Genomic DNA, 14,251 nt, shown 5'->3' with positions numbered 1-14,251 from the left:
CGAACTCGGGCCGAGCCTTGCACCGGCGATCTTTCCGCTTCAAGATAAGCGCGCGCCCAATCCATACAGGTTTTGAATCGATGTTTGAACTCAGCCAACTCCGCTGCTTTGTCGCCGTGGCCGAAGAACTGCACTTTGGGCGGGCAGCAGAACGCCTGCACATGACGCAGCCGCCGCTGTCGCGCCAGGTGCGCCTGCTCGAACATCAGGTCGGCACCGAACTGCTGGAGCGCAACAGCCGCTCGGTCAAGCTGACGGCGGCTGGGCGCAGTTTTCTGCCCGACGCCTCGCGCATCCTGCGCCTGGCGGACGAGGCGGCGGCCACGGCCCGGCGTGTGGCGACGGGCGCGGCCGGACAGTTGGCGATCGGCTTTACCGCATCGGTCGGCTACGGGAAATTGCCTTCGCTCGTGAGCGCGGTGCGAGCGGCTTCACCGGGCGTGCGGCTGACGCTGAAGGAGATGGTGAGCGGCGCGCAGCTCGCGGCGCTGGATGCGCGTGAAATCGACGTCGGCCTGCTGCGCCCGCCCGTGGAGCATGGCGAGCTGATCGCCGTGCCGTGCTCGCAGGAAGCGCTTGTGATCGCCCTGCCGGAAGCGGTGGCCGACAGTTGGCCGCAACGCCCCAGCCTGCGCGACTGCGAGGGCCAGCCACTGCTGATGTATTCGCCATACGAGGCGCGCTATTTCCACCAGATGGTCAGCAGCCTGCTGGAGCGTGCGGAGGTGCTGCCCGACATCGTCGAATACGTCAGCCAGATCCACTCGATGCTGGCGCTGGTGCGTGCAGGCATCGGCGTGGCGCTTATCCCCGCAGCAGCGGCCATGCTGCACTTCGAGGGCGTGGTCTATCGCTCGGTGCGCACGACGCCGGCCAAGCCGGTGGAACTGTGGATGGCCTATCGCAAGGACAACGACAACCCCGTCTTCAACGTGCTCAAGACGGTGCTGCACAACGCGCTTGCCGAGCGGCGCTGAACTCACACGGCACCGCATTTGCTGCAGCCATGGCGATCCCGCCCCGGAGACCGCCATGCCGCAAACATCCCAGACCATTCCACGCACCGCCATCTGGCTCGCCGCGGCCGCCATCGGCCTGACCACGGTTGCCTTGCCGCATCCCGCTCACGGCAAACTGCCGCCGCCGACGCCGGTTGAGCAGGCCGCCGCCGCCCAGCAGGCCGAGACGGAGCGCGCCCAGAAAGCGCAGGAGCAGGCCCAACTGACCGAAGTGCAGGACCGTCTGGCGGCGCGCTTTGGCAAGGGCGGCAACAACGCGCCAGCCGCTGTCACGCCGGCCACCAACCTGCCCAAGAACGTCGCAGAAGCGCCGGGTACGGCGGGCCCGCATGGCGGCTCGCGGCCCAGTGCGGAATCCCATTCGGGCAACGCCCGCTAGGCGATCAGTGGAAACCCCGTGTCAAACGTGGTGGCCACCTCCAGCCGCTGTTTGAGCAGGCCCACCTTCACGTAGAAATCGGCCGTGCGCTGCTGCTCCGCAATGACCTGCGGATCGATGGCGCGCCACACCGTCTGTCGACGTGCGAACTGCAGCCGCGCAGCCTCCGGCGCGATGCCGATGATGCGGGCCAGCGTGGCCGAAAAGCTGTCGACATGCTGGTATGACCACACCTGCGCACGCACCACGCGCTGCAAAAAGTCGCGCAGTGCATCGCGCTTGGCCGCCAGCGCAGCGTCGGTGGCTGCCAGGTAGCTGAGGCCCGACCACAACCCGCGCCCGCTGACGAGCACGCGCGCATGCTTTGCCGTTTCGGCCATCGCCGTGTAGGGCTCCCACGTTGACCACGCATCGATCGACCCGTTGACCAGCGCAAGCTTGGCATCCGCCGGCGGCAGGAAGCGGAAGTTGGCATCGTCCGGACCCAGCCCCGCCGACTCCAACGCCTTGAGCGCCACGAAATGCCCGATCGACCCACGGTTGGTACCGATGGACTTGCCCTTCAGATCTGCCGCGGTCTTCAACGGAGAATCGGGCCGCACCAGCACCGCCGTGCCGTACGGGTCCGATCGGTTGGCGCCGATCAGCTTGATGCGCGTACCCGCCGCCAAGGCAAAGATGGCTGGCGCATCGCCAATCGGGCCCAGGTCGACGGCACCCGCGTTGAGCGCTTCGGCCAGCGGAGCAGCCGCCGGAAACTCGGTCCATTGGATGTCGTACTGCACGCCCTTGAGCGCATCGGCCGCTTCCAGCAGCGCGCGCAGGCCCCCCTTCTGGTCGCCCGCCTTGAGCACGAGGCGGGGTTGCGCGATGGACAAGGCAGGCGCGGCAGCGAGCACCAGCGTGGATTGCAGAAAACGTCGTCGATGTTGCGGCATGATGATGGAGCGATGCGATCGAGGGTCAGTGGATGAAGCCGCCTTTCACATAGCGCACCGGTTCGGCGTCCATGCGGGCGATCAAGGAATCGAGGCCGCTTGTGCTGCGGGCGGTTCCGCGTGCGGCCGAAGTGCACAGGAAATCGGCATCGGACCACGTCGTGCCCGGAGCGCCGCGTGCGCGCAACCAGCCGTTGCGATCGGCCAGCAACTGCGTGCCGGAGAATGCTTGCGGCGCAGCACCGGCGATGGCGGCGAAGACGCTCCAGGCGTCGGCGCCTGTCGCCACGCAACGCGCCTGGAACGCGCGCGTTGGCGGTGGCAACGTGCCATCCGGCGTAATGAGCAACGTCTGGAAACGCGGATCTTCCAGCGGGATGTCGGTGCTCGATGCCGCATCCACCGCCACCACCCGCACGCGTTGGCCATTGCGCCATGTCGCCAGGGATTGCGGCAGCGCGTCGCCGCAGCGCACGGACAACGCAGGCAGCGCCACCGGCAGCGGCCAGCCGCCGGCGCGCACGCCGCCACGCGCGGCCAGCACCTTCATGGCGTCGAGTACCGCCCAGACATCGGCATCGCTCAGTCGACCGGCAAATGCGGGCATGGTCGACGCACCTTGCGTGTCCTGCATGCCGTGGGCGATGTGCCAGAACAGCTCGCCATCGGCATGACGGCCAAGCAATGGGCCGACCACCGTGGGCGGCCAGCGCGTGAGCGTGGCGGCCAGCGGGCCTTCGCCCCGGCCGTCTGCGCCGTGGCAGCTTGCGCAGGCGGCGTTGTAGACGCGCGTGCCCTGCGTGATGGACGCCACCGAAAACGCCGTTGGGCTCACATGGAAACTCGTCGGCACGGCAGGCGCCACCACAACCGCCGACGGCCACGGCGCCACCACAAGCAGGCCCGCCGCGACGCCGGATGACACCGGCCGCCACCGCCGCACGAGCACGGCGATCACGACGGCCAGCAACGCCAGCATCAAGGCAATCAGCGTCAGGCCAAGCTGCCGCGCTTGCCCGAGATCGATCAACAGGGTTTCGCCCGCGATGCGCACGTCCCACGGCCATGCCGGCTGCCCGTGAGACTCGCCGGTCAGCCCAAGCGTGTGCAGCAGCACCAGCACGCTGTGCTGCGCCCATTGCAGAAAGCCAAGCAACGCGTTGAGCCAGACCGTCGCTTCCGGTCCGCTCATGATGGTGCCGCCATCTACCAGGTCTCGCCGAGGCCGAGATGACCGAGCGCCTCGTGCCGCAACGCGCTCAAGCGCGGGTCGCCGCGATGGCGCGGGTAAGGCAGATCCACCGTCAGTTCCGCCGTGATGCGCGCCGGGCGCGGGCTGAAGATGACCACCCGCTGCGCCAGGAACAGCGCCTCCTCCACATCGTGCGTCACCAGCACGGTTGAGAAGCGCGCGCGTTGCCACAGCGTCACCAGCTCGCTCTGCATGGCCAGCCGCGTGAGTGAATCCAGCTTGCCCAGGGGCTCGTCCAGCACCAGCAATTGCGGATCGTTGACCAGCGCACGCGCCAGCGCCACACGTTGCGCCATGCCGCCCGACAGCTCATGCGGAAACGCCCGATGAAAGCCGCCCAGGCCCACGCGTTCCAGCGCGTCGTCCACGCGGTCACGCTCTGCGTTGAGCACGCCGCGCGCTTGCAGGCCCAGCGCGACGTTGTCCCACACGCGCCGCCATGGGTAGAGCGTCGGATCCTGAAAGACCACCACACGCGACGGGTCCGGCGCGTTGATGGGGGCATCGTCCTGCAGGATACGGCCGCGCGTGGGCGGCTCCAGCCCCGCAATCAGGCGCAGCAGCGTGGACTTGCCGCAACCACTTGGGCCAAGCAGCGCAACGAACTCGCCCGGCTGGATGGTCAGGCTCACACCGTCGAGCACCTGCAGCGGATTGGCGCGGCTGCCAAACCAGTGGCTGACGCCCTGCACGTCGATACGCGCCCCGGCTGTGGCCGCAGATGGCGGTGCCTCGCGTTCCAGCACGGCTACCATTTCAGCGTCCCCTTCTGCCAGACCAGCGCGCGGTCACGCACCTTGAAGAGCAGCGTGATGATGCTGGAGAACAGCAGCGCCATGACAATCAGCGCGGCATACATGTTGACGTACGATGCCCAGCCTTGCGCCCAGGTCAGGTACCAGCCGAGGCCCGACTTCACGCCCATCATCTCCGCCGTCACCAGCACCGTGAACGATGCGCCCAGCCCCATGAACAGACCCACGAACACCTGGGGCAGCGCTGCAGGAATCGCCACACGCAGCACCAGGAATGCGTTGGATGCGCCCAGCGTGCGCGCAACGTCGTAGTAGCTTTTGCTTACGCCCGCCACGCCGGACCACGTGAGTACCGCCACCGGAAAACCGGCCGCCAGGGCGATCAGGAAAGCCGCCGCCGAATAGCTCGACGGGAAGAAGTAGAACGTGATCGGCAACAGCGCCGTCGCCGGCAACGGCCCGAGAATGCGCAGCACCGGATGCACCCAGTAGCCCACCCCGCGCGACCAACCGATCGACACGCCCACCAGAAAGCCCGTCAACGCGCCGAGCAGATAACCGATGCCGAGCAGCTTGAGCGTATTCAACACGCTGTCGCCCAGACGCGGCCAGTCTTCCGAATAGACCTCGATCAACGCCTGCGGCGGCGCAAAGAACGGTGTGGGCAATGCGCCGGACTTGGCCGTCAGCACCTCCCACAACGCCAGCACCGCAGGCACGGCGATCAGCCATGGCCCGGCCGGTTGCAGCGCTTCCTGCACGGGGCGCAACGGGGCCACATGGCCCGCCGCCAACGCCACCACGAACAGCGCAATGCCAACGATCAACGCGGCAACGCCCAGCTCCGCCGTGAACGCCCAGTCGCTGAAGCCGACCACGTGGTTGGGCCAGCGCCACGTCAGCAGCCCGAAGGCGGCCCAGGCCAATGCGGCCACAGCGCCGGTACGCCATGCCCCTCGGCGCTCTGCGGCATCGGCAAATGGGTTGGAGAGCGCGGCGGGCGCCTCCAGTGTTTGCGGGATGGTGCTCATGTCGATGTGTTCCTCATGTGCTCACGAGCTCACGCGCCGTGCGTCAGGCCAGCACATTCACGTATACGTGCTGCGCCAGGCGCTGCGGATCGGTGGTCTTCTTGATGACGCCGATGCGGCGGAAGTCTTCCGCGTAGAAGGCGATCTCGTCGCGCAGGTCGACGCCGGTCGGGTGATGCGTATACGTGAGCGTGGCGTAGAGCTTGCGCAAGTCGTCCAGCGCCACCTTGGGCGAATACTTGGCAAACACCTTGGCGGCCTCATTCGGGTTTTCGTTGACGAAATCCGTGGCCTGCACAATCGAACGCGCCAATGCCGATGCCGTCGGGCGGTCATTGCGGACCAGTTCGCCGCGTGCGCCGATCACGCAGCAGACCTTGCGCGCGTATTCACCGGAGAGGTTCGTGGCCAGTTCCACGTAGGCGCCGTTCGTGCGCTTCTCCAGCAGGTAGAGGTTCGGGTCGCCGTCGGCAATCGCCTGGATCTCGCCCTTGTCCACCGCCACGCCCAGCAGGTCAGCCGGGTACTGGCGCCAGGTGATGTCCTTGTCCGGGTCAATGCCGTTCTTGGCCAGCAAGATGGTGAAGAAGTGCTTGCCCGGCGCGGCAAGATCGCTCACGCCCACGGTCTTTCCCTTGAGCGCCGCCAGGTTCGTGACACCTGCCGCCTTGGAGCCGACAAGCCGCACACAGCCGCCATGCGAGCTGCCGATGATCTTCACATCGAAGCCCGCTTCCAGCGGCTTGAGCCAGCGGTGAATCATGCCGACTGCCGCATCGGCCTTGCCGGTGGCGATGGATTCGAGCAGTTGATCGGTCGAGCCGCTGTAGTTGATCAGGTCGACGTGCAGCCCGTTCTTTTCGAAGAAGCCGCGCTCCTGCGCCACCACGATGGGCGTCAGGCAAAACGAGTTATGGTTCCACGCAAATGTCAGCTTGCGCTGTTGCGAGTAGGCTTTGCGGCCCAGGATCAATGCCGGTGCGGCCAGCGCCGTGGCGGCCGCTGCGTGCAATATCTTGCGGCGCGAGATGCCCGCGGTCTCTTCGCTCATTGAATGCTCCCCGTGATGATGTGTTCGATGTGTTCTGTCAGGCGACGGCTTAATCGAGCACGTCCGGCTCGGCCGCGACCAGGCCGGCGTAAAGGCTCTCGAATGCGTGGAGCGCCCCCTCCTGCCCGCCCACCTGGCTGTGCGTGTGGCGCGCCGTGGCGGCATCGATGGGCTGCGGCGTGCCGGCGGCCTCGGCTAGCAATTGCGTGTGGGCAGCGTTGTCCAGCGCGATGTACCACCATGCCGCGGCTTCCACCGTCGGGCCGGCCGTGAGGATGCCGTGGCTCTTCAGGATCACGCCCTTGTGCGTGCCGCCGTCGGGCTTGGTGAGCGCATGCGCGATGCGCTCGCCCTCGCTGGAATCGACCACCATGCCGGTGAAGTCGTCGAACAGCGCATGGTCTTCATAGAACGAGCATGCATCCTGCGTGAGCGGATCCAGCGGCCGACCCAGCGTCGACCACGCCTTGCCGTAGGTCGAATGGGTGTGCGCCGCAGCCACGATGTGCGGATGCGCTTCGTGAATCGCCGCATGAATCGCAAACGCCGCCTTGTTGAGCGGCCGGTTGCCGATGACGGTCTCGCCACGCGCGTTCACGAGCAGGAGGTCCGACACCTTGATGCGCGAGAAATGCACCCCCAGCGGGTTGACCCAGAAGTGGTCCGTCAACTCCGGATCGCGTGCGGTGATGTGCCCCGCCAGCCCGAGGTCGAAGCCGTGCCGCGCAAACAGCCGGAACGCGCCCGCAAGGCGCTCCTGCCGATGGCGCCGCTCGGCCTCGAGCGTCGGCCGCGTGGCGGGCGGATCAAACCAGAACTTCTGCTGCGGCGTGCTGTTCAGCTTGAGCGTGGACGATGCCGGGCGCTCGATGGAAAGGACTGCGCTCATGCCCGTGCCTCACGCGGCCTTGCGCTGCGCATCACGCTGCGCGACCAGCTCGCGCACGCGCGGGATAAGCGTGCGACCGTAATCCACCACGTCTTCCAGCGGATCAAAACCGCGGATCAGGAAGGTGGTGACGCCCAGGTCGTAGTAGTCGAGCAGCGCATCGGCCACCTGCTCCGGCGTGCCGACCAGCGCGGTGGAATTGGAGCGTCCGCCGGTTTCCTTGGCGATGGCCGTCCACAAACGTTTGTCGACGCGCTCGCCTTGTTCGGCTGCCGCGAGCAGGCGGCGCGCACCCTCGCTCTGTTGCGGGCCGCCTCGGCTGTAGCCCTGCTGCACACGCAGCGCGCGCGTCCGCTCAAGGATGTTCTCTGCCCGTGCCCAGGCGGCGTCTTCCGTTTCCGCCAGGATCGGGCGGAACGACACAGAAAACCGGATGCTGCGCCCGTGCTTGGCGGCTTCGGCCCGCACGCGCGTCGTCAGATCGCGCACCTGGTCGAGCGATTCGCCCCACAGCGCATACACGTCGGCATGCTTGCCGGCCACCTCGACGGCCACATCCGAAGCACCACCGAAGTAGATCGGCACATGGGGCTTCTGCGCGGGCTTCACTTCAGAGAAACCTTGCTCGAAGCGATAGAACGTGCCCTCGTGGTCGAACGGCTTCGACTCTGTCCAGATGCGCCGCAGGATGCCCAGGTATTCGTCCGTGCGTGCATAGCGCTGGTCGTGGTCGAGGTAGTCGCCATCGCGACGCTGCTCGCTGTCGGAGCCGCCCGAGATGAAGTGCACGCCCAGGCGGCCACCGGTGAACTGATCCAGCGTGGCGATCTGGCGCGCGGCCAACGTCGGATTGGTAAACCCGGGCCGGTGCGCAAGCATGAAGTGGATGCGCTCCGTCAACGCGGCTGCATACGAAATCGTGAGCGTGGCCGACGGCCCCGTTGAATGGTGCGGCACGAGGATGCGATCAAAGCCGGCCTGCTCGTGCGCCTGTGCAAAGGCACGTACGTAATCGCGGTCGATCACGGGCCCGTTCGGATCGGGCGGGTGAATTTCCGACTGCTTCTGGCTTTGGATCATGCCGATGAAATCGACGCTCATGCTGGCTCCATTCCGCATATCGTTAGAAGACTGGCGAGGCAATGCGCCCCGCCATGAATGCGAATGAAGTTACGTCACCACCCGCATTGCACTAACGAATAATTTCAACGCTGCATATACGGCATAGGTCGTTCGCGGCGCGTGGCAACCCGGATACGCTGTGCGCCAATGTCACCTGCCTCGCACATTGCATCGCCATGTCGCCCGCTCCCTTGCATCGCCTGCCAACGCCGCCCGACCGGCTTGCCGAAGTGCTGGCCACCATTGCTCCGCAGCTGGCCGCGTCAGCCGCAGAGCATGATGTGCAGGGCAGCTTCCCGCACGACAACTTCGCGCTGCTGCACGCCTCGGGCCTGATTGCACAGGTCATCCCGCAAACGCATGGCGGTGGCGGCGCCGGCCTGCAGACGGCACGCCAGATCATTGCGTCCATCGCCCATGCCGATGCAGCCACCGCGTTGGTGCTGACCATGACATACCTGCAGCACCGCGCCATCGCGCGTGCCGATACACGCTGGCCGGCGCATGTCAGGCAACAGGTGTTTGCCACCGCCCTGAATGAAGGTGCGCTCATCAACGCGTTGCGCGTAGAGCCCGACCTGGGCACGCCCGCACGCGGTGGCTTGCCCGCCACCGTGGCAACGCGTGTGGGCAACAACTGGCGCATCCGGGGCCGCAAGCTCTACAGCACCGGAAGCCCTGCGCTGCGCTGGCTTGCCGTGTGGGGCCGCACCGATGAAGCCGAGCCGCGCGTGGGGATCTTTCTCGTGCCGCGCCCGTTGCCCGAAACACCTGGCATCCGCATTGAAGAAACCTGGAACCACCTCGGCCTGCGTGCCTCGGGCAGCCACGACGTCGTCCTGGAAGATGTGGAGATTCCGCTCGACCACGCCGTCGACATCCGCCCTGCTGCTGAATGGCCGGTACACGGTGCTGCACAAGCCGACACCAGCGCGCAGCTCGACCAGCAAGCCTGGATGAACGTGCTGCTCGGCAGCCTGTACGACGCCGTGGCCCAGGCCGCGCGCGACTGGCTTGTCGCGTTCCTGAACACGCGTGCGCCGGCCAACCTGGGCGGGCCGCTCGCCACGCTGCCGCGCATGCAGGAAGCCGTAGGCGAGATTGCGGCCGCGCTGCGCACTAACCGCGTCCTGCTCGATCACGCAGCCGAGGCCGCAGATGCAGGCTCGCCGCTTTCCATGACCGACAGCGGGCTGCTCAAGTACACCGTCACCAGCAACGCGATCCGCGCCGTGGAGCTGGCGCTGCAGCTGTCCGGCAACCATGGGCTGTCGCGCCACAACCCGCTCGAGCGCCACTATCGCGATGTGCTGTGCAGCCGCATCCACACGCCGCAGAACGATTCCATCCTGCTGGCAGCCGGCCGCACTGCGCTCGGGGTTTAGCTGGACGCCGCCCATCAAGTCCAGCAAGATGCATCGAAACCCCACATCAGGAACCCGCCGATGAGCACGCCCGCCCTCGCTGCCGCTTCCGCTGCTGTTTCCGCTGCCGCTTCCTCTGCGGCGCCCGCAACCCAGTCCATCGCACCGCTGCGTGATTTCGTGACCGCGCTGTCGCGCCTGCTGGATCAGCAACCGACCGAAGCCGAGATCCTCTCGCGTGCCGGCGCCCTGCTCGGCGCGCTTGTCGCCCGCGACGACTGGTTGCCCGCTGAATACGCGCAGCCGCACCCCGAGCACTTCCAGCAGTTCCTGCTGCATGCCGATTCGGGCGAGCGCTTTTCCATCGTCAGCTTTGTCTGGGGCCCCGGCCAGCGCACACCCATTCACGACCACACCACGTGGGGCCTGATCGGCATGCTGCGCGGCGCTGAATACTCGCAGCCGTTCAAGCTCGACGCGCAAGGCAAACCGCAACCCGACGGCCCGGCCATCCGCCTGGAGCCGGGCGCTGTAGAACACGTCTCACCGCGCGTGGGTGACATCCACCGCGTGCACAACGCCTTTGACGACCGCACGTCGATCAGCATCCACGTCTACGGCGGCAACATCGGCGGGATCCACCGCTCCGTCTATACGGAAGACGGCGAGCGCAAGCCTTTCGTCTCCGGCTATTCGAATACCCATCTGCCCAATCTCTGGGACCGTTCCAAGGACACGCCTGCATCATGAGCACCACCATCGACGCCATCGAATCGCCGGTCGCTGCACCGCTGGCCGAAACCCACGTCCCGACACTGGCGTATGCCGACGTGCGCGCCGCCCTGCTGGCCCGCAAAGAGATCGCGCTGGTCGACGTCCGCGAGGAAGACCCGTATGCCCAGGCGCATCCGCTGTGGGCAGCCAACCTCCCGCTCTCCCGGCTGGAGCTGGAAGCGTGGTCGCGCATTCCGCGCCGCGATACGTTGATCGTGCTGTACGGCGTGCACGATGGCGTGGACCTCGCCCCGCGCGCGGCGGCCAAGCTGGCTGAACTCGGCTATACGCGCGTGTACCTGCTCGAAGGCGGCCTCGATGGCTGGCGCGCAGCCGGCGGCGAAGTGTTCCAGGACGTGAACGTGCCGAGCAAGGCCTTTGGCGAATACGTGGAGGCGCAGCGCCACACGCCATCGCTCAGCGCGCAGGAGGTCAAGGCGCTGCTTGATGCCAAGCGCGACGTGGTGATCGTCGATTCGCGCCGCTATGAAGAGTTTCAGACCATGAGCATCCCCACGGCGACGAGCGTGCCGGGCGCCGAGCTGGTATTGCGCATTCGCGAGCTGGCGCCGGACCCGAGCACGCAGGTCATCGTCAATTGCGCAGGCCGCACGCGCAGCATCATCGGCACGCAATCGCTCGTGAATGCTGGCATCCCCAACCCGGTGGCGGCACTGCGCAACGGCACCATCGGCTGGCTGCTGGCCGATCAGGTGCTGGACCATGGCGCCAGCCGCCGTCACCCGCAGGACGTGTCTGCCGAAACGCGCGCGCAGGCCCAGGCCGATGCACGCGCCGTGGCCGAACGCGCCAACGTGCCGCGCATTGCGCTGGCTGAGGTTGCCAAACTCGAGACACCGGACCGCACGGTCTACAAGCTCGACGTACGCACGCCCGAGGAATATGCCGCCGGCCACCTGCCCGGCTTTGCCAGCGCGCCCGGCGGCCAGCTCGTGCAGGAAACCGACCACACGGCTGCCGTGCGCGGCGCCCGTATCGTCCTGGCCGATGACGACGGCGTGCGCGCCGACATGTCCGCCTCGTGGCTCGCACAGATGGGCTGGGAGGTCTATGTCGTAGACCCCGTCGACGCCAGCGAGCGCAGCGTCACCGGCACGTGGCAGACGCCCGCTCCACAACCTCCGGCCGTGCGCACGGTCGACGCCCGCGCCCTGGCCGGCTGGCTGGAAGCAGGCGACACCGCCGTCATCGACGTCACGCGCAGCGCCAACTACGTTGCGCGGCATATTCCGGGGGCGTGGTTTGCCGTGCGCTCGGACTTGCCCGCAGCGCTGGCGCGCATCCCGGCGGCCCGCCGCTACGTGCTCACATGCGGCTCCAGCCAGCTCGCCCGCTTTGCCGCCGCCGACCTTGCCAAGCTGACGCAGGCCGAGGTCTGGGTGCTCGACGGAGGCACCGCAGCATGGGTGGCCGCCGGCCTGCCCGTTGAAGCCGGCGAGACCCGCCTGGCCTCAGACCGCATCGACCGCTACCGCCGCCCGTATGAGGGCACGAGCGCGCCGCGCACCGCCATGCAGGCCTACCTCGACTGGGAGTTCGGTCTGGTGGAGCAGCTGCGGCGCGACGGAACGCACGGGTTCCGGGTCATCTGAGTGGCCGCCAAGGTTCGGAACGTCACGCTTGGCGTTCTGAACTCCACACTTGGGGTTCCAACACGCCACGCTTGAGGTTCCGGACGCCACGCTTGAGGTTCCGAACCCCACCGGTGGCGTTCGGAACGTGACCGGTGGCGTTCAGAACCTCGATATCTCGTAGTCCGAACGCCAGCATTGAGGTTCGGAACGCCATGCATGGGGTTCCAAACCCCGCACGCCGGGTCCATAACCCCAAACGTGAGGTCTGGAACCCCGTGATTGGGGTCTCAAACTCCACATACGCCTCCGCCTCACTTGCTTGCTAACGCCGCTCACAACGAGCGATAACAAAACTCGTTTTGCGCATAAGCCGGCGTTGAGTAGCATCGGGACTTCCTCGCAGAGGTTCCGTCATGTCCCCCTTCATTGCCCTGTGCCTGCTCATCACCTACGTGGTGTGGGGCACAACGTATCTCGCCATCCGCTTTGCGCTGACCGATCTGCCGCCCTTCCTGATGATGGGCTCGCGTTTTCTGGCTGCGGCGGTGCTGCTCGCCCCGCTCGTCATCCTGCGACAGCGCAAGCAGCCCGAAGAGCGGCCGAATGCGCGCCAAGTCCGCAACTGCGCATTGATCGGCGCGTTCATGCTGGTGGGCGGCATGGGCATGACGGCGGTGGCCGAGCAGACCATCTCGTCGGGTGCGACCACGGTGATGATCGCGTCGATGCCGCTGTTCTCCACGCTCTGGACGCTGCTGGCCGGCGGCCGCCTGCGTGCCTATGAGATTGGCGCCATCGCGCTGGGCAGCATCGGGATTGCGGTGCTGTTTCGTGGCGCAGAATTCCAGGCCAGCACGGTGGGCGTGCTGGCGCTGACTACCGCCATTGCGTCATGGTCGTTCGGCTCGCAGCTCTCCAAGCGCATCGACATGCCCAAGGGCATGACGGCGTTCGTCTTGGAGATGGCCTTTGGCGGCGTGGCACTCGTCGTGCTCAGCCTGCTCACCGGCGAAACGTGGCCCAGCCACATCGGCATGCATGCCGCGCTTGCGTGGGGCTACCTGGTGGTGTTCGGCTCGGCCATCGCATTCACGGCCTACATGGCGCTGGTGGAACGCGTGTCCACCGTCATGGCGACAAGCTACGTGTATGTGAACCCGCCCATCGCCCTGCTGATGGGCGCATGGCTGGCAGATGAAGTCGTCGCGCCGCAGACGCTGGGCGCAACGGGCATCATCCTCGCGGCCGTGGTGGTGCTGACGGCGGGGGCAACGCGCGCGGCGCGGCGGGCGGCTGCTTGAACGTGCCCGATGGTGGTCGAAAAAAAAGCCCGCACATTGGCGGGCTTTTTCTTTGGAGGGCGATCAAGCTGTCTTGATTTCAGCCAGCAGATCGGGGTGGTGGTCGAGAAGCTTCAAGAGTTTCACCAGCGCCAGAGACGGTTTCGTCTTCCCGGTCTCATAGCGCGAGAACGCATTGACGCCGCCGCCAAAAATCTCGGCGGCCTCGCGCTGGTCCAGATTCAGTTTGCGCCGCACCGCCGCAATGTAGGCCGGATCAACATAGCCGGCATTCACCTGGCGCTGAAACGCCGACACCAGTTCGCCATACCGGTCGCCCTGCCCGCGTTCGAGCACGATCTCGTCGCATGCAGGGCAGAACGCTCCAGTGACGGATGGGATGACAGTCGTCTCGCCTTTGTAGGCGTACGGCACATCGCGGGTGTCATGAACCAGCTCGGCGGCACCGCAGCTCGGGCATTTCATGGTCAAAGCTCCTTGAAGGAAACGATCAGCACGCCATCAACAACGGTCAGCTTCAGGTAGACGTCTTGGCCCTGCGCCTTGGCGTGATAGACGTCTTGCCACACGCGGTGGTCGGCATGGGTCGTCATGCTCTTGTAGAAGCAGTGCGGCGTCAGCGTCATGACGACTGCGCACATGCCCGCCAGATCCGTAATGCCGAGTTCGAGCGCCCCCTCGTATGCACTGCGTGTCGCCCGTACGCTGCCCGATCGGATCAGTTCACGAATAAGCGACAGCTTGGCGTGTGGCGTACGTTTTTCCATGCACGCCAAATTAA

15 protein-coding genes are annotated in these 14,251 nt (G+C 66.5%); 6 read left to right on the top strand and 9 right to left on the bottom strand.

What is annotated here, in order from left to right; all coding sequences use genetic code 11:
* Window positions 1-80 precede the first annotated feature (80 nt).
* Window positions 81-977 carry a LysR family transcriptional regulator gene (locus tag R2676_RS23800; RefSeq protein ID WP_206274371.1) on the top strand — a complete coding sequence of 299 codons (897 nt, stop codon included), beginning with the start codon at window positions 81-83 and terminating at the stop codon, window positions 975-977.
* Window positions 978-1,032: 55 nt separating this feature from the next.
* Complete coding sequence (locus R2676_RS23795; RefSeq protein WP_206274370.1) at window positions 1,033-1,398, top strand: hypothetical protein; 366 nt, start codon at window positions 1,033-1,035, stop codon at window positions 1,396-1,398.
* On the opposite strand, the gene R2676_RS23790 is transcribed toward R2676_RS23795, so the two are convergent.
* Genes R2676_RS23790 through R2676_RS23760 form a run of 7 tightly spaced genes read right to left on the bottom strand, consistent with a single transcriptional unit; the run spans window position 1,395 to window position 8,415 of the window.
* Entirely contained in the window at window positions 1,395-2,336 is a 942-nt protein-coding gene (locus R2676_RS23790; RefSeq protein WP_206274369.1) for an ABC transporter substrate-binding protein, read from the bottom strand. The two genes, R2676_RS23795 and R2676_RS23790, sit on opposite strands and share 4 nt — an antisense overlap.
* 25 nt (window positions 2,337-2,361) lie before the next feature.
* Window positions 2,362-3,528: a c-type cytochrome gene (locus R2676_RS23785; protein WP_206274368.1), complete on the bottom strand. Its 1,167-nt coding sequence runs from the start codon at window positions 3,526-3,528 to the stop codon at window positions 2,362-2,364.
* 14 nt (window positions 3,529-3,542) lie between these two features.
* Window positions 3,543-4,343 (bottom strand): ABC transporter ATP-binding protein, encoded by an 801-nt coding sequence (locus R2676_RS23780; protein ID WP_206274367.1) that lies wholly within the window; start codon window positions 4,341-4,343, stop codon window positions 3,543-3,545.
* Window positions 4,337-5,374, bottom strand: coding sequence for an ABC transporter permease (locus R2676_RS23775; protein WP_206274366.1), 1,038 nt, complete (start codon window positions 5,372-5,374; stop codon window positions 4,337-4,339). Before R2676_RS23775 ends, R2676_RS23780 begins: the two co-directional genes overlap by 7 nt.
* A gap of 43 nt (window positions 5,375-5,417) precedes the next feature.
* Window positions 5,418-6,425 carry an ABC transporter substrate-binding protein gene (locus R2676_RS23770; RefSeq protein WP_206274365.1) on the bottom strand — a complete coding sequence of 336 codons (1,008 nt, stop codon included), beginning with the start codon at window positions 6,423-6,425 and terminating at the stop codon, window positions 5,418-5,420.
* A gap of 49 nt (window positions 6,426-6,474) precedes the next feature.
* The gene (locus R2676_RS23765; protein ID WP_206274364.1) at window positions 6,475-7,314 is read right to left on the bottom strand and encodes a class II aldolase/adducin family protein; all 840 of its coding nucleotides are present in this window, start codon (window positions 7,312-7,314) and stop codon (window positions 6,475-6,477) included.
* Between the two features lie 9 nt (window positions 7,315-7,323).
* Window positions 7,324-8,415, bottom strand: a complete 1,092-nt coding sequence (locus R2676_RS23760; protein WP_102067707.1) for an LLM class flavin-dependent oxidoreductase — start codon at window positions 8,413-8,415, stop codon at window positions 7,324-7,326.
* 197 nt (window positions 8,416-8,612) lie between these two features.
* Here R2676_RS23760 and R2676_RS23755 point away from each other — a divergent pair, with 197 nt between their 5' ends.
* The 4 genes from R2676_RS23755 (at window position 8,613) to R2676_RS23740 (ending at window position 13,470) form a co-directional block, all read left to right on the top strand.
* Entirely contained in the window at window positions 8,613-9,821 is a 1,209-nt protein-coding gene (locus R2676_RS23755; RefSeq protein ID WP_206274363.1) for an acyl-CoA dehydrogenase family protein, read from the top strand.
* Window positions 9,822-9,881: 60 nt separating this feature from the next.
* The gene (locus R2676_RS23750; protein ID WP_316857622.1) at window positions 9,882-10,550 is read left to right on the top strand and encodes a cysteine dioxygenase family protein; all 669 of its coding nucleotides are present in this window, start codon (window positions 9,882-9,884) and stop codon (window positions 10,548-10,550) included.
* Entirely contained in the window at window positions 10,547-12,187 is a 1,641-nt protein-coding gene (locus R2676_RS23745; RefSeq protein WP_206274362.1) for a rhodanese-related sulfurtransferase, read from the top strand. The genes R2676_RS23750 and R2676_RS23745 overlap by 4 nt, the downstream gene beginning before the upstream one ends.
* A 395-nt stretch (window positions 12,188-12,582) precedes the next feature.
* Window positions 12,583-13,470 (top strand): EamA family transporter, encoded by an 888-nt coding sequence (locus R2676_RS23740; protein ID WP_206274361.1) that lies wholly within the window; start codon window positions 12,583-12,585, stop codon window positions 13,468-13,470.
* Between the two features lie 63 nt (window positions 13,471-13,533).
* On the opposite strand, the gene R2676_RS23735 is transcribed toward R2676_RS23740, so the two are convergent.
* Both R2676_RS23735 and R2676_RS23730 read right to left on the bottom strand, forming a co-directional pair.
* Complete coding sequence (locus tag R2676_RS23735; protein WP_027678894.1) at window positions 13,534-13,935, bottom strand: type II TA system antitoxin MqsA family protein; 402 nt, start codon at window positions 13,933-13,935, stop codon at window positions 13,534-13,536.
* Between the two features lie 2 nt (window positions 13,936-13,937).
* Window positions 13,938-14,237 carry a type II toxin-antitoxin system MqsR family toxin gene (locus R2676_RS23730; RefSeq protein WP_206274360.1) on the bottom strand — a complete coding sequence of 100 codons (300 nt, stop codon included), beginning with the start codon at window positions 14,235-14,237 and terminating at the stop codon, window positions 13,938-13,940.
* Window positions 14,238-14,251 lie beyond the last annotated feature (14 nt).

The sequence above is a fragment of the Ralstonia flatus genome (genome assembly GCF_958439105.1).
Lineage (GTDB): Bacteria > Pseudomonadota > Gammaproteobacteria > Burkholderiales > Burkholderiaceae > Ralstonia > Ralstonia flatus.
Note: the sequence above shows the minus strand (reverse complement) of the source record. Positions and strands in the feature narration are given on the sequence as shown.

What these genes read in the sequence shown, in the direction of transcription:
- R2676_RS23750 (WP_316857622.1), top strand. Translation starts at nt 9,882, where the DNA reads ATGAGCACGCCCGCCCTCGCTGCCGCTTCCGCTGCTGTTTCCGCTGCC.
- R2676_RS23775 (WP_206274366.1), bottom strand. Translation starts at nt 5,374, where the DNA reads ATGAGCACCATCCCGCAAACACTGGAGGCGCCCGCCGCGCTCTCCAAC.
- R2676_RS23785 (WP_206274368.1), bottom strand. Translation starts at nt 3,528, where the DNA reads ATGAGCGGACCGGAAGCGACGGTCTGGCTCAACGCGTTGCTTGGCTTT.
- R2676_RS23740 (WP_206274361.1), top strand. Translation starts at nt 12,583, where the DNA reads ATGTCCCCCTTCATTGCCCTGTGCCTGCTCATCACCTACGTGGTGTGG.
- R2676_RS23780 (WP_206274367.1), bottom strand. Translation starts at nt 4,343, where the DNA reads ATGGTAGCCGTGCTGGAACGCGAGGCACCGCCATCTGCGGCCACAGCC.
- R2676_RS23770 (WP_206274365.1), bottom strand. Translation starts at nt 6,425, where the DNA reads ATGAGCGAAGAGACCGCGGGCATCTCGCGCCGCAAGATATTGCACGCA.
- R2676_RS23800 (WP_206274371.1), top strand. Translation starts at nt 81, where the DNA reads ATGTTTGAACTCAGCCAACTCCGCTGCTTTGTCGCCGTGGCCGAAGAA.
- R2676_RS23790 (WP_206274369.1), bottom strand. Translation starts at nt 2,336, where the DNA reads ATGCCGCAACATCGACGACGTTTTCTGCAATCCACGCTGGTGCTCGCT.
- R2676_RS23760 (WP_102067707.1), bottom strand. Translation starts at nt 8,415, where the DNA reads ATGAGCGTCGATTTCATCGGCATGATCCAAAGCCAGAAGCAGTCGGAA.
- R2676_RS23755 (WP_206274363.1), top strand. Translation starts at nt 8,613, where the DNA reads ATGTCGCCCGCTCCCTTGCATCGCCTGCCAACGCCGCCCGACCGGCTT.
- R2676_RS23730 (WP_206274360.1), bottom strand. Translation starts at nt 14,237, where the DNA reads ATGGAAAAACGTACGCCACACGCCAAGCTGTCGCTTATTCGTGAACTG.
- R2676_RS23735 (WP_027678894.1), bottom strand. Translation starts at nt 13,935, where the DNA reads ATGAAATGCCCGAGCTGCGGTGCCGCCGAGCTGGTTCATGACACCCGC.
- R2676_RS23795 (WP_206274370.1), top strand. Translation starts at nt 1,033, where the DNA reads ATGCCGCAAACATCCCAGACCATTCCACGCACCGCCATCTGGCTCGCC.
- R2676_RS23765 (WP_206274364.1), bottom strand. Translation starts at nt 7,314, where the DNA reads ATGAGCGCAGTCCTTTCCATCGAGCGCCCGGCATCGTCCACGCTCAAG.
- R2676_RS23745 (WP_206274362.1), top strand. Translation starts at nt 10,547, where the DNA reads ATGAGCACCACCATCGACGCCATCGAATCGCCGGTCGCTGCACCGCTG.